Here is a 13,586-nt window from a genome sequence, read left to right as displayed (position 1 = left end):
CGCGGAGTCCGCGCTCGCGCCGCTCAGCCTGCGCGTGACCCGAGTTCGGACGCCAGCGCCAGCCATCGTTCGCGTTGTGCCGGGGTGCTGTTGCGTACCACGCCCAGCCGGCTGACCCGCACCGGGCGGATGCCACAGAATTCCAGGATGGTGGCGCGGAGCTGGGCGATGCCCGGGTCGCGGTAGATCCAGCGGTAGTACCAGGGCGGCGTGTCCAGGGTGGTGATCACCCGTGCGCTACGACCGGCCAGCAGGCGATCCCACCAGGGCGAATCGCGCCGGTGGCGGAACGCGAAGCCCGGCAACAGCACGCGATCGAAGAAGCCCTTCAGCAACGCCGGCATTCCGCCCCACCAGGTCGGGTAGACCAGCACCAGGTGGTCACAGGCGCGGATCGCTTCGGCCGCATCCTCCAGATCCGGTTCCAGCGGCTGGACCTGGTGGTAGCCATGGTGCAATACCGGATCGAAGCCCAGTTCGCCCAGCGCGATCAGGCGCACCTGGTGGCCGGCAGCCCCGGCGGCGGTGGCGTAGCTGTGGGCGAGGGCGCCGCACAGGCTGTCGCGGTCGGGATGGCCCAGCAGGATCAGGATGGAGCGGGACACGGCAACCTCTGGCAAGGGAAAGGGCGCAATACAGGGCGCTGCCCGCGGGGCAGGTCCACGCCGGGCGCGTGCGGCGGCCCGGGCGCGGTGCGCGGCCACTGCCGCAAAGCGCCGGCGACCGCGTGCTGGGTGGGGCCGACCCGGCGCGGTCGCGGATGTCCGGCCGCAGCATGTGTGCCGGGGTGCAGGAATGGCCGACGCTACCGGCGTTGCATGCCGGCCATGACGCCCAGGCCGATGTCCCCGCGCCGGGGTCGGGCGGGTCGGCCGGAGCCATGCGGCATCCCGCGCAGCGTAGTCGCGGTAGGTGTTCAGGCGCGGCACCGCGGCATCGGCGGGCCGTCATGCGCTGTGTCCACGCGAGTGCCGCGTGGTCCAGTGTCGCCGCTTGGCATCGGGCGATGGTTATCCCGTGCATGAAGGAGCGTTCAGCGTGGCGGCGCCGGCGCTTGCCCGGGCGGGCATGCTGCCGCTAGCCTGCGGGCATGAACCAGACTCCCCTGCGATTGCTCATTCACGGTGCTTCCGGGCGCATGGGCCAGGCCCTGCTGCGGCTGGCGGCGGACGATCCCGCGCTGCAGGTGGTCGCCGCGGTGCTGCGCAAGGCGCCGGCACAGCGCGTGATCGATGGCGTGCCGCACTTCGCCGCCAGTGAAATGCCGGGTGCGCCCGAGTTCGACGTGGCCATCGATTTCAGCCTGCCGGGTGGTTTCGACCCGGTGCTGGCACTGTGCGTGGCGCGCGGCGTGGCGTTCGTTTCCGGCACCACCGGCATCGATGCGTCGCAGCAGGCGGCGCTGGCGGCCGCCGCGCAGCGGATCCCGCTGACCTGGGCGACCAATTTCAGCCTGGGCGTGGCGGTGCTGGCCGAGCTGGTGGAGCGGGCGGCGGCGAGCCTGCCGGGCTGGGACTGCGACATCGTCGAATCGCACCACGTGCACAAGAAGGATGCCCCGTCCGGTACCGCGCTCACGCTCGGGGAGTCGGCCCGGCACGGGGGCGCCGAGCCGCGTTACGCCAGCCTGCGCGCCGGAGACATCATCGGCGAGCATCTGGTTCAGTTCACCGGGATGGGCGAACGGCTGGAACTGGTGCACCGCGCCACCAACCGCGACATTTTCGCCCGGGGTGCCCTGCATGTGGCGCGGCAGCTGCACGGACGGGCGCCCGGGCGCTATTCGGTGCGCGAGCTGGTGGCGCCCGCCAGCAGCTGAACAGGCGCCGGGCACGGCAGCCGGCGGGCCGGCGGCGCACGCACGCGGCGCTGGCGCCGATGGCGCCCATGCCTTTACAATTCCCGCTCGCCGAATCACGTCAGCCGGACCGGTTTAACACCGCCGTCCGCGCTTTTTTGCAACCGGTTTTTGCCGTGAGCGCAGGCGTGGCTTCGGAGCCCCCTCGGTAGCCAAAGTGAGATTCCCGTGACCCAAGCCGCAATCCTCGTGCTCGAAGACGGCACCGTATTCGAGGGCGAATCCGTAGGCGCGCCCGGCCTGTCCGTGGGTGAGGTGGTGTTCAACACCGCGATGACCGGTTACCAGGAAATGCTGACCGATCCGTCCTACGCCAGGCAGATGATCACCCTGACGTATCCGCACATCGGCAACACCGGCACCACCGAGCAGGACAACGAGGCGTCGCAGGTCTGGGCCGCGGGCCTGATCGTGCGCGACGTGCCGCGCCGCCCGAGCAGCTGGCGCAACCAGCGCTCGCTGCCGGACTGGCTGCAGCAGCGCGGCGTGGTCGCCATCGCCGGCATCGATACCCGCAAGCTGACCCGCATCCTGCGCGAGCGCGGTGCCCAGAACGGCGCGCTGATGGCCGGCCCGGACATCGACGTGGACAAGGCGCTGGAAGCGGCGCGCAAGTTCCCCGGCCTGAAGGGCATGGACCTGGCCAAGGTGGTCAGCACCGACAAGCCCTATGCCTGGCGCGAAGGCCAGCTGGACCTGGACCAGGGCCAGTTCGTCCAGGCCGAGCCGAAGTTCAAGGTCGTGGCCTACGATTTCGGGGTCAAGGCCAACATCCTGCGCATGCTCGCCGAGCGCGGCTGCGACCTCACCGTGGTGCCGGCGCAGACCCCGGCCGCCGAGGTGCTGGCGATGAATCCCGACGGCGTGTTCCTGTCCAACGGCCCGGGCGACCCGGAGCCGTGCGACTACGCCATCGCCGCGATCAGGGAGTTCGTGGATCGCCGGATTCCGACCTTCGGCATCTGCCTGGGCCACCAGCTGCTCGGCCTGGCCTCGGGCGCCAACACCATGAAGATGGGCCACGGCCACCACGGCGCCAACCACCCGGTGCAGGACCTGGACAGCGGCCGGGTCATGATCACCTCGCAGAACCATGGCTTCGCCATCGATGAAAGCACGCTGCCGGCGAACCTGCGGGTCACCCAGCGCTCGCTGTTCGACCAGACCATCCAGGGCGTGGAGCGCACCGACGCGCCGGCGTTCTCCTTCCAGGGCCATCCGGAAGCGTCGCCCGGGCCGCACGACGTGGCGCCGCTGTTCGACCGTTTCATCGCGATGATGGCCCAGGCCAGGTAATCCCGCCGCCGGACCGGCCTTCCGTTCCGGCACGACCGCGACGGATGCGGCCCTCCAGCGCACGTCTTCACTCACTGCGGCCCGCCGCAGCCCCCATGCGAGTACTGAAATGCCAAAGCGCACCGATCTAAAAACCATCCTGATCATCGGCGCCGGCCCGATCGTCATCGGCCAGGCCTGCGAGTTCGACTACTCCGGCGCGCAGGCGTGCAAGGCGCTGCGCGACGAGGGTTACCGCGTGGTGCTGGTCAACTCCAACCCGGCCACGATCATGACCGATCCGGAGATGGCCGATGCGGTCTACATCGAACCGATCAACTGGCAGACCGTCGAGAAGATCATCGACAAGGAGCGCCCGGACGCGCTGCTGCCGACCATGGGCGGGCAGACCGCGCTGAACTGCGCGCTGGACCTGGCCGACCACGGCGTGCTGGAGAAGTACAACGTCGAGCTGATCGGCGCCAAGCGCGAAGCGATCCGCATGGCCGAGGACCGCGAGCTGTTCCGCGTGGCGATGCAGGAGATCGGCCTGGAGTGCCCGAAGGCCGCCGTCGCCCACACGCTGGAAGAGGCGCTGGAGATCCAGACCCGGGTCGGCTACCCGACCATCATCCGCCCGTCCTTCACCCTGGGCGGCAGCGGCGGCGGCATTGCCTACAACCGCGAAGAGCTGATCGAGATCGTCAACCGCGGCCTGGAACTGTCGCCGACCACCGAAGTGCTGGTCGAGGAGTCGGTGCTGGGCTGGAAGGAATTCGAGATGGAAGTGGTCCGCGATACCGCGGACAACTGCATCATCGTCTGCTCGATCGAGAACCTGGACCCGATGGGCGTGCACACCGGTGACTCGATCACCGTGGCCCCGGCGCAGACCCTGACCGACAAGGAATACCAGCGCCTGCGCGACGCCTCGATCGCCGTGCTGCGCAAGATCGGCGTGGACACCGGCGGTTCCAACGTGCAGTTCGGCATCAGCCCGACCACCGGCCGGGTGGTGGTGATCGAGATGAACCCGCGCGTATCGCGTTCCTCGGCGCTGGCCTCCAAGGCCACCGGCTTCCCGATCGCCAAGGTCGCCGCCAAGCTGGCGGTGGGCTACACCTTGGACGAGCTGAAGAACGAGATCACCGGCGGCCTGACCCCGGCCTCGTTCGAGCCGTCGATCGACTACGTGGTCACCAAGATCCCGCGTTTCGCCTTCGAGAAGTTCCCGGCCGCCGACGCGCGCCTGACCACCCAGATGAAGTCGGTGGGCGAGGTGATGGCGATGGGCCGCACCTTCAAGGAATCGCTGCAGAAGGCCCTGCGCGGCCTGGAGACCGGCAAGATCGGGCTGGACCCGACCGGCCTGGACCTGGGCAACGAGGATGACATCGCCACGCTCAAGCGCGAGCTGAAGGCGCCGGGCCCCGAGCGCCTGTTCTACGTGGGCGACGCGTTCCGCGCCGGCATGGGCGTGGACGACGTCTACGGCCTGTCCTGGATCGACCCGTGGTTCCTGGACCAGATCGAGGACATCATCGCCGACGAGAAGCAGGTGCGCGCCGAAGGCATCGACGCACTCGACGGCAAGCGCCTGCGCGCGCTCAAGCGCGCCGGTTTCTCCGACGCGCGGCTGGCGCAGCTGACCGGCACCAACGAGGCGGCGATCCGCGCCCTGCGCCGCGCGCACAAGGTGCGCCCGGTGTACAAGCGGGTGGATTCGTGCGCCGCCGAGTTCGCCACCAGCACCGCCTACCTGTACTCGACCTACGAGGACGAGTGCGAGGCCAACCCGAGCAACCGCGACAAGATCATGATCCTCGGCGGCGGCCCCAACCGCATCGGCCAGGGCATCGAGTTCGACTACTGCTGCGTGCATGCCGCGCTCGCCCTGCGCGAGGACGGCTATGAAACCATCATGGTCAACTGCAATCCGGAAACCGTCTCCACCGACTACGACACCTCCGACCGCCTGTACTTCGAGCCGCTGACGCTGGAGGACGTGCTGGAGATCGTCGAGCTGGAGCAGCCCAAGGGCGTGATCGTGCAGTACGGCGGCCAGACCCCGCTCAAGCTGGCGCGTGCGCTGGAAGCCAACGGCGTGCCGGTGATCGGCACCTCGCCCGATTCCATCGACCTGGCCGAGGACCGCGAGCGGTTCCAGAAGCTGGTGCAGGAACTGGGCCTGAAGCAGCCGCCGAACCGCACCGCGCGCACCGCCGACGAGGCGCTGGTGCTGGCCCGCGAGATCGGCTACCCGCTGGTGGTGCGCCCGAGCTACGTGCTTGGTGGCCGCGCCATGGAGATCGTCTACGGCGAATCGGACCTGGCCCGCTACGTGCGCGACGCGGTCAAGGTCTCCAACGACTCGCCGGTACTACTGGACCACTTCCTCGACGCCGCGGTAGAAGCGGACGTGGACATCATCTGCGACAAGGACGGCAACGTCCTGATCGGCGGGGTGATGGAGCACATCGAGGAAGCCGGCGTGCATTCGGGCGATTCCTCCTGCTCGCTGCCGCCGTACTCGCTGTCGCCGGCCACCCAGGACGAGCTGCGCCGCCAGGTGCGTGAACTGGCCAAGGCGCTGAACGTGGTCGGGCTGATGAACACCCAGTTCGCGATCCAGCCCGACGCCGACGGCAACGACGTGATCTTCCTGCTGGAAGTCAACCCGCGTGCCTCGCGCACCGTGCCGTTCGTGTCCAAGGCCACCGGCGTGCCGCTGGCCAAGATCGCCGCCCGCTGCATGGCCGGCATGAGCCTGGCCGAGCAGGGCGCGACCAGCGAAGTGGTGCCGGACTACTACTCGGTGAAGGAGGCGATCTTCCCGTTCGCCAAGTTCCAGGGCGTGGACCCGATCCTCGGGCCGGAAATGCGTTCCACCGGCGAGGTGATGGGCGTGGGCCGCAGCTTCAGCGCCGCCTTCGCGCGCGCGCAGGAGGCCGGCGGCATCAAGACCCCGCCGCCGGGCAAGGCGTTCATCTCGGTGCGCGACGCCGACAAGCCGCGCGTGCTGCCGGCGGTGCAGGGCCTGGTCGAGCGCGGCTACTCGGTGGTGGCCACCCGCGGCACCGCGGCGTGGCTGCAACAGCAGGGCATTGCCTGCGAGGTGGTCAACAAGGTGGTCGAAGGCCGCCCGCACATCGTCGACAGCATCAAGAACGGCGAGATCGTCTACATCGTCAACACGACCGAAGGCCGTGCCGCGATCAACGACTCGTTCTCGATCCGCCGTGAGGCGCTGCAGCAGCGCGTCACCTATTCGACCACGGTGGCCGGCGCCAAGGCGCTGGTGCAATCGCTGGAATTCCGCGGCACCGGCCCGGTCTGGTCGCTGCAGGAACTGCACAAGGAGTTGAACGCATGAGAGCCCCCATCACCCTCAAGGGCGCGCAGCGGCTGCGCGACGAGCTGGACCACCTGAAGACCGAAAAGCGTCCGAAGGTGATCGCCGCGATCGCCGAGGCACGCGAGCACGGCGACCTCAAGGAGAACGCCGAGTACCATGCCGCGCGCGAGGAGCAGGGCTTCATCGAAGGCCGCATCAAGCAGCTGGAAGGCGAGCTGTCGCATGCCGAGATCATCGACATCAGCAAGCTCAACGCCGGCAGCCGGGTGGTGTTCGGCGCGACCGTGACGCTGGCCGACGTGGAGAGCGACGAGGAAAAGCGTTACCAGATCGTCGGCGACCTGGAAGCGGACATCAAACTCGGCCTGATCGCCATCTCCTCGCCGGTGGCGCGCGCACTGATCGGCAAGAACGAGGGCGATACCGTCGCCATCGCCGCGCCGGCCGGCCAGCGCGAGTACGAGATCGTCAGCGTCGAATACCTCGATTGAGTCCGGCGGCGCGGGCTTTCCCGCGCGACGCGCCGGCGATGACGCCAGGCAGCACGGCCGTCCCCGCTTCGCGCGGGGCAGGGCCCGGCTTCCCTGGGGCGCGGCACAGGCGCCGTGATCGCAGGAGCGGCCGCGGCCAGGCGCGGTTTGGCGGCCGCCGGTTTCGCCCGTACCCTCGCTCATGCCCCGGCGACACCCGCCGGATCCGAGACAACCCGGCAGTCCTGCCGGGGCGTTTCCCGCCGGCAAGCGCACAGCAGAGCCCTCCATGACCCACGCCAAAGCCACCTTGCTGCTCCCCGCCCGCAGCCGTTTCCCGGGCGGCACCCTGCCGGCACGGGTGGCCAGCGCGCTGGGACGCGCCGACCGCAGTACCGGCGACGCCGGCGAATCGGCGCAGTTGCGCCGGCATTTCCAGGTGCAGCCCGATGACTGGTCGGCCGCCGCGCTCACCCGCCAGGTCGATGCCGGCGATGCCAGCGGCAGCCTGTGGCTGCGCGCCGACCCGGCCAACGTGATGCCGGACATGCAGGGCGCGCGGTTGATGGCATCGGCCGAGAGCCTGCGCCTGGAGCCGGCCGACGCGGCCGCGCTGCTGCCCGCGCTGCAGCCGCTGTTCGCCGGGTTCGGTTTCCAGCTCGACGCGCCGTCGCCGTCGCGCTGGTACCTGCGCCTGCCCGACGACACGCCGCTGCCGGCATTCACCGCGCCCGATGCCGCGCTGGGCGACGACCTGTTCGAACACCTGCCCGAGGGCGACAACGGGCGCCAGTGGCGGGCGCTGCTGACCGAGGCCCAGGTGGTCCTGCACCAGCATCCGTGGAACCAGCAGCGCACAGCACAGGGCAGGCGTGCGGTCAACTCGCTGTGGTTCTGGGGCGCCGGCCGGTTGCCGCAATCGGTGCGCACCGGGCATGCCCAGGTGCGCAGCCGCGATGCGCTGCTGCAGGGGCTGGCGGCCATGGCCGGGGTGCGCATTGATGGCGACCAGGCGGTGGATGCGCTGGTGGACCTGCGCCAGCTGCGCTCGCTGGAACAGCTCACCGGCGACGCCATCACGCCGCTGCTCGATGCCATGGCCCGCGGTGAACTGCGCGAGCTGCGGCTGGATTTCGAGGATGGCGCCTGTTTCCGCATCCACCGTGGCCAGCGCTGGCACTTCTGGAAGAAGCCGCTGGCGGCACTGCGCGATGAATGATGGCCTGAAGATCGTCCGCCGCCCGCCCGGCGACGCCGGGCAGTGGGACGAGGGCATGCTGCCGCTGCTGCGCCGCATCTACGCCGCGCGCGGCGTGCGCTGCACCGAGCAGGCGCAGCCGAAACTGGCGCAACTGCACCCGCCGGAGCTGCTTGGCGGCATGCACGCGGCGGTGCAATTGCTGGCCGCGGCGATCGCCGCCGACCGGCGCATCCTGATCGTCGGCGACTTCGATTGCGACGGCGCCACCGCGTGCGCGGTCGGCGTGCGCGGCCTGCGCCTGCTCGGCGCCCGCGACGTGGTGCATGCGGTGCCCAACCGCATGCTGCATGGCTACGGCCTGTCGCCGTCGCTGGTGGCCGAGCTGGCGGCGCTGCAGCCGGCGCTGCTGGTGACGGTGGACCACGGCATCGCCTGCCATGCCGGCGTCGCCGCGGCCAAGGCGCTGGGCTGGCAGGTGCTGGTGACCGACCACCACCTGCCCGGCGAACAGCTGCCGGCGGCCGATGCCATCGTCGATCCGAACCTGGACGGGGATGCCTTCCCGAGCAAGGCGCTGGCCGGCGTCGGGGTGATCTTCTACGTGCTGATGGCGTTGCGCCGGCACCTGCGCGAGGCCGGCGCGTTCGCCGATGGCAAGGGCCCGGACCTGACCCCGCTGCTGGACCTGGTGGCGGTGGGAACCGTCGCCGACCTGGTGGCGCTGGACGACAACAACCGCGCGCTGGTCGCGGCCGGCCTGCGCCGGTTGCGCGCCGGCCAGGGCTGCGTCGGCCTGCGCGCGCTGATCGAGGCCAGCGGCCGCGACCCGCGGCGGCTCACCGCCAGCGATATCGGCTTCGCCCTGGGCCCACGGCTGAACGCCGCCGGCCGGCTCGAGGACATGGCCCTGGGCATCGAACTGCTGCTGACCGAAGACCCGGCGCAGGCGCGCGAGATCGCCGCGTTGCTGGAAGAGATCAACGCCGAGCGCCGGGCGGTGCAGCAGTCGATGACCGACGACGCCGAGCTGGCGGTGTCGCGGGTACTGCTGGACGGCAGCGGCGGGCGTCCGGTGGCGGCCTGCCTGTTCGATGCGCAGTGGCATCCCGGCATGGTCGGGCTGGTCGCCTCGAAGATGAAGGACCGCCTGCACCGCCCGGTGATCGCCTTCGCCCCGGCCGAGCCGGGCGCGCAGGCGCTACGCGGCTCGGCGCGCTCGATTCCCGGCTTCCACATCCGCGATGCGCTGGCCGCGGTGGATGCGCGCCATCCCGGGCTGATCGAGCGTTTCGGCGGACATGCCATGGCCGCCGGCCTGAGCCTGCCGTTGTCGCGGCTGGAGGCGTTCCGTGCCGCGTTCGAGCAGCAGGTGCTGGCGACGCTGGACCCGGAGTTGCTGCAGCAGCAACTGCTCAGCGACGGCGAACTGTCCGCGGCCGAGCTGGATTTCCGCCACGCCGAGGCGCTGCGCCTGGCCGGGCCGTGGGGGCAGGGGTTCCCGGAGCCGCTGTTCGACGGCCACTTCGAGGTGGCCAACTGGCGCGTGCTCAAGGAGCGCCACCTGAAACTGGAGCTGCGCCTGCCCGGCCTGGCCGCGCCGCTCAATGCGATCCACTTCGGCGGCTGGACCGGCACCGCCCCGGGCCGCCACGTGCACCTGGCCTACCGTCTGGTCGGCGACGATTACCGCGGTGGCGGCGCGATCCAGTTGATCGTGGAGCACTGCCAGGCGGCCTAGGCATGGCGCTGCGGCTGGCGCTCATGGACGGCTGTCGGCCACCCTCGTCGCCGGCGCGGCGGCCGCGGGCCTGAGTCCGAACAGCGGACGCAGCCAACCGACGCGCCGGATCACGGCGTAAGCCCACAGGCACAGTGCGAAGGTCGCCACCACCAGCAACACGGCCTCGGCCATGGCCGGAATGTGCAGCGGCTTGAGCGCGTGGGCCAGCACTACGATCACCGTCTGGTGGAGGATGTACAGCGGGAACACCGCCAGGCTCAGGTAGCGCAGCAGCGGGCTGTCGACGTCGCGCCAGCGGTAGGCGAAGCCGAGCAGCGCGGCGATGGCGCACCACTGGTCCAGCGCCCAGGCCACGCGCAGCCACTGGCGCAGCGGTTCCGGTACCGGGTGGGCATCGTCATGGCCGGCGAAGTACCAGGTATGGACCAGCAGCGCGTAGCTGCCGGCGGCCAGCAGCAGCGCCGGCCAGCGCAGGCGCTGCAGCGAGCGCCAGAAGCCCTCGTTGAAGGCCACCAGGAAGCCGATCAGGTACACGCTCGCGTACTGCGCGTGGTTGTACCAGTCGTCCACCAGCGCATGGGTCTGCTCGAAACGCGCAACCAGCAGCAGCCGTGCCAGCGCCAGCAGCAGCGCTGGCAGCAGCAGCGCGCCCCAGCCCTGCAGCAGGCGGGCGCTGGCGTCGCGCAGCGCCGCCAGCGCCGGTGCCGGCAGCCGCCACAGCAGCCACGCCAGCAGTGTGTAACACCACAGGTAGGGCAGGAACCACAGGTGGTTCCAGGTCGGCAGGACCAGGCACTTGCCGTCGCTGCCGCAGAAGCCCTGGTAGGCAGCCAGGTACTTGCCATAGAAGTCCAGCCCGCTGCCGGCATAGCCGCCGGGCAGCTGTTCGACCACCTGCAGGTAGGCCTGCGGCGGCACGATCACCAGCATCCCGAACAGCAGCGGCAGCAGCAGCTGGCGCGAGCGCCGGCGCACGAAGCCCTCGCCGTGGCCGCGCAGCATGAACGCGGTGGCGACACCGGAGATCAGGAACAGCAGCGACATCCGCCAGGGGCTGGTAAGCAGCATGAACGGTTCCGGTGCGGTGCTGGCCGCCGGGCTTTTCACGTGCCAGCCCCAGCTCACGTAGTACATGCCCACGTGGTAGAGCACCAGCAGGCAGAAGGCGAAGACGCGGACCCGGTCCAGGTCGTGGCGGCGTTGCATCGTGGTGGCATCCGGTGATGTTGGAAAGGCCGCCAGCCTTGCCGCGCCCGGCCCGCCCGGCCAGTGCCAGGGGACGGCCGGGGGGCGTGCAGGGACGAACGGTGGGCGCGCGGGGACCGCCGGAACCACGCCAGCGGCTAGAATGCGGCCGATGCGCGACGCCGAACCGCTGCCGTACGAACGCTATCTGCCATGGAGGCGCTGGGTCGAGGTCGGCTTCTGGCTGGTGATGATCGGTGGCAACTGCGTCGCCAACAGCGTGGTCACGCTGATGGACCTGCGTCGCCGCGGCTCGGATATCGCCGCCTGGGAGCCGGCGCTGTGGGAGGCCAGCAGTGCGCTGGTCTGGCTGCTGTTGATCCTGCCGGGCATGGCCTGGTTCACCCGTCGCCATCCATTCCAGTGGAGCGGGTGGGGGCGGCAGGCGCTGCGCTATTTCGCCGCGAGCCTGGGGGTCTGCGGGGTGCACGTGCTGGGCATGGTGGCGCTGCGCGCGACCGCATACGCCAGCGTGGGCATGGACTACGACTTCGGGCCGTGGCCGCGGGGCCTGTTCTACGAGTACCTGAAGGACATCCGCAGCTTCGCCTACATCGTATTGACGATGGAGGCCTACCGCGCCCTGTTGCGGCGCTGGCAGGGCGAGGCCAGCCTGCTGTCCGAGCCGGACGAAGGCCCGCCGCTGGAGCCGGTGGAGCGCCCGGAACGTTTCCTGGTGCGCAAGCTCGGCCGGGAGTTCCTGGTCGCCGCCGGCGACATCGAATGGCTGCAGGCCGCCGGCAACTACGTCAACCTGCGGGTACGCGGCCACGACTATCCGCTGCGCAGCACCATCGCCGGGATCGAGGCGCGGCTGGACCCGGACAGCTTCGTGCGCATCCACCGCAGCTACATCGTGCACCTGGCGCAGGTGGTGTCGCTCGAACCGCTGGATAGCGGCGATGCCCGCGTGCACCTGCGCGACGGCAGCGTGCTGCCGTGCAGCCGCCGCTACCGGGCCGCGCTGCGTGCGCGCGGCGCGATGGAATAGCCGGCCGCGCGCGCGGCCGCTGGCCCCCCCGCGCGGCCGGGTGCGCAGGCCGCCCAGCGACGGCCTGCGCGATGCCGCGGGTTTACCGGCGCCGGACCAGCAGCCGGTAGGCGCCCGTCGCGGACGGGTCGAAGCTGTGCGCCATCAGCACGTACTGGCCGGCGTCCAGCTCGATCTCCAGCTGCGGATCCAGGCTGGTGTCGCTGTCGTCCTGCGAGGCGACTTCCTCGCCGTCGCGCATCAGGGTGATCATGCCGTCCAGGCCGTTGCTGCCGGTCATGCTGATCACGTAGTGGCCCTTGCGCGGGACCTCCAGCGTGTACAGGCTGCGCGAACCGGCGATCAGCTGGCCGCTGGTCTCGCGGCCGGGGACGAGCACCGGGCGGGTCGGGCCATCCGGTGCCGGCGCGGTGCTGGTGGCGATCTGGAAGATGCCGCCGCGGCCGTTCACCGAGCGCACCGAAACGTTGTACTCGCCCGGGTCCAGGACCTGCGACAGGCGCGAGTTCACGCCGCCGCCGCCATCGTCGTCGCTGAGCGTGAAGTCGGGGCCCTGCAGGGTCAGGAAGGTGTCGATGTCGCGGCTGCTGGCGTCGAACTGCACGCGGCGGCGGTCCGCCAGCGAGAACACGAAGCTGCGGGTCTGGTCGGCGCCGACGAAGCTGCTGGCCAGGCCTTCCAGCGGCAGCGCGCCGCCGTCCTCGAACACCAGCCCTTCCGGGAAATCGGCCCGCTCCACGCCCAGGTAGAACGCGCCGCCGTTGCGCGAGAAGGCGTTGGCGGTGAGGGTGTAGGTTCCCGGCTGCAGCGGTGCCACCAGCCGCGAATTGGTGCCGTTGCCGCCGTCGTCGTCTTCCAGCGCCACGCCGTTGCCGCTGAGCTCCAGCCGGGTGTCGAACGCGTCCGACTCCAGCGAGACGGTGTACAGCCCGGGGGTGTCGACCTGCAGGGTATAGGTCTGGCGGTCGCCGACCAGCCAGTCGGTGATGCGCTGGCCGGCCGCCAGCGGCTTGCCGTCATAGGCGACGATCGGCGTGGCGGTGAGGTGGAACGGGCCGAAGGCGCGGGCGTCGGCGCCGCTGACCGCGACCAGGTACTGGCCGCCCTTGTCGGCGCGCACGCTGAGCTGGGCACCTTCGCCGCAGCCGCATTCGGTGCGGCCGACCAGCATGTCGCGGTGGAACACCGCCAGCGTGCCGTTGAGCGGGCCGTCCAGTTTCAGCGATACCGCCTGGCCGGCCGCCAGCTGCAGGCTGAACAGCTGGCTGCGGCTGCCGTCGCTGTAGTTCAGCGCGGTGGCGGAGGTGATTTCACCCGAGGTCTCGCCGTTGCTGGCGAGGGGGCGGGCGGCGGGGGCGGCGTGAACGGGGGCGTTCAGGCCGGCGGCGATGGCGAGGGTCAGCACTCCAGCTGCGAGTCGCTTCACGTGGGGGTTCCTTGGTGTGTTGCA

General features: G+C 70.5%; 10 protein-coding genes. 7 read left to right on the top strand and 3 right to left on the bottom strand.

Annotation, left to right across the window (positions count from 1 at the left end; all coding sequences use genetic code 11):
* Positions 1 to 23: 23 nt before the first annotated feature.
* The gene (locus tag AC06E6_RS05305; RefSeq protein WP_240212049.1) at positions 24 to 605 is read right to left on the bottom strand and encodes an NAD(P)H-dependent oxidoreductase; all 582 of its coding nucleotides are present in this window, start codon (positions 603 to 605) and stop codon (positions 24 to 26) included.
* A gap of 485 nt (positions 606 to 1,090) precedes the next feature.
* Here AC06E6_RS05305 and dapB point away from each other — a divergent pair, with 485 nt between their 5' ends.
* The 6 genes from dapB (at position 1,091) to recJ (ending at position 9,897) form a co-directional block, all read left to right on the top strand.
* Positions 1,091 to 1,819, top strand: a complete 729-nt coding sequence (dapB, locus tag AC06E6_RS05300; RefSeq protein WP_161613761.1) for a 4-hydroxy-tetrahydrodipicolinate reductase — start codon at positions 1,091 to 1,093, stop codon at positions 1,817 to 1,819.
* A 207-nt stretch (positions 1,820 to 2,026) separates the two neighbouring features.
* Positions 2,027 to 3,154 (top strand): glutamine-hydrolyzing carbamoyl-phosphate synthase small subunit, encoded by a 1,128-nt coding sequence (gene carA / locus AC06E6_RS05295; protein ID WP_161613762.1) that lies wholly within the window; start codon positions 2,027 to 2,029, stop codon positions 3,152 to 3,154.
* Positions 3,155 to 3,263: 109 nt separating this feature from the next.
* Positions 3,264 to 6,506 (top strand): carbamoyl-phosphate synthase large subunit, encoded by a 3,243-nt coding sequence (gene carB, locus AC06E6_RS05290; protein ID WP_104938910.1) that lies wholly within the window; start codon positions 3,264 to 3,266, stop codon positions 6,504 to 6,506.
* Complete coding sequence (gene greA / locus AC06E6_RS05285) at positions 6,503 to 6,979, top strand: transcription elongation factor GreA (protein WP_104938909.1); 477 nt, start codon at positions 6,503 to 6,505, stop codon at positions 6,977 to 6,979. Before carB ends, greA begins: the two co-directional genes overlap by 4 nt.
* 268 nt (positions 6,980 to 7,247) lie before the next feature.
* Positions 7,248 to 8,177, top strand: coding sequence for a phosphoglycerate mutase (locus tag AC06E6_RS05280; RefSeq protein ID WP_104938908.1), 930 nt, complete (start codon positions 7,248 to 7,250; stop codon positions 8,175 to 8,177).
* Positions 8,170 to 9,897 (top strand): single-stranded-DNA-specific exonuclease RecJ, encoded by a 1,728-nt coding sequence (gene recJ / locus AC06E6_RS05275; protein WP_478060518.1) that lies wholly within the window; start codon positions 8,170 to 8,172, stop codon positions 9,895 to 9,897. The genes AC06E6_RS05280 and recJ overlap by 8 nt, the downstream gene beginning before the upstream one ends.
* A 21-nt stretch (positions 9,898 to 9,918) precedes the next feature.
* On the opposite strand, the gene AC06E6_RS05270 is transcribed toward recJ, so the two are convergent.
* On the bottom strand, positions 9,919 to 11,106 hold the full coding sequence (locus AC06E6_RS05270) for an acyltransferase family protein (RefSeq protein ID WP_478060517.1): 1,188 nt from the start codon (positions 11,104 to 11,106) through the stop codon (positions 9,919 to 9,921).
* Between the two features lie 151 nt (positions 11,107 to 11,257).
* Here AC06E6_RS05270 and AC06E6_RS05265 point away from each other — a divergent pair, with 151 nt between their 5' ends.
* A complete protein-coding gene (locus AC06E6_RS05265) occupies positions 11,258 to 12,136 on the top strand; it encodes a LytTR family DNA-binding domain-containing protein (RefSeq protein WP_104940205.1) in 879 nt (292 codons plus the stop codon).
* A gap of 82 nt (positions 12,137 to 12,218) precedes the next feature.
* Here AC06E6_RS05265 and AC06E6_RS05260 read toward each other — a convergent pair whose 3' ends face one another.
* Positions 12,219 to 13,562 (bottom strand): ABC transporter substrate-binding protein, encoded by a 1,344-nt coding sequence (locus AC06E6_RS05260; protein WP_240212052.1) that lies wholly within the window; start codon positions 13,560 to 13,562, stop codon positions 12,219 to 12,221.
* Positions 13,563 to 13,586: the final 24 nt, after the last annotated feature.

The sequence above is a fragment of the Stenotrophomonas sp. Steno-Z10-HUANG genome (assembly GCF_056393075.1).
The sequence above is the reverse complement of the archived record's forward strand: the minus strand, read 5'-3'. Positions and strand labels throughout refer to the sequence as shown.

Bases quoted from the DNA above. Each gene is read 5' to 3' on its own strand.
- greA (WP_104938909.1), top strand. From the start codon at position 6,503: ATGAGAGCCCCCATCACCCTCAAGGGCGCGCAGCGGCTGCGCGACGAG.
- dapB (WP_161613761.1), top strand. From the start codon at position 1,091: ATGAACCAGACTCCCCTGCGATTGCTCATTCACGGTGCTTCCGGGCGC.
- AC06E6_RS05280 (WP_104938908.1), top strand. From the start codon at position 7,248: ATGACCCACGCCAAAGCCACCTTGCTGCTCCCCGCCCGCAGCCGTTTC.
- carB (WP_104938910.1), top strand. From the start codon at position 3,264: ATGCCAAAGCGCACCGATCTAAAAACCATCCTGATCATCGGCGCCGGC.
- AC06E6_RS05270 (WP_478060517.1), bottom strand. From the start codon at position 11,106: ATGCAACGCCGCCACGACCTGGACCGGGTCCGCGTCTTCGCCTTCTGC.
- recJ (WP_478060518.1), top strand. From the start codon at position 8,170: ATGAATGATGGCCTGAAGATCGTCCGCCGCCCGCCCGGCGACGCCGGG.
- AC06E6_RS05265 (WP_104940205.1), top strand. From the start codon at position 11,258: ATGCGCGACGCCGAACCGCTGCCGTACGAACGCTATCTGCCATGGAGG.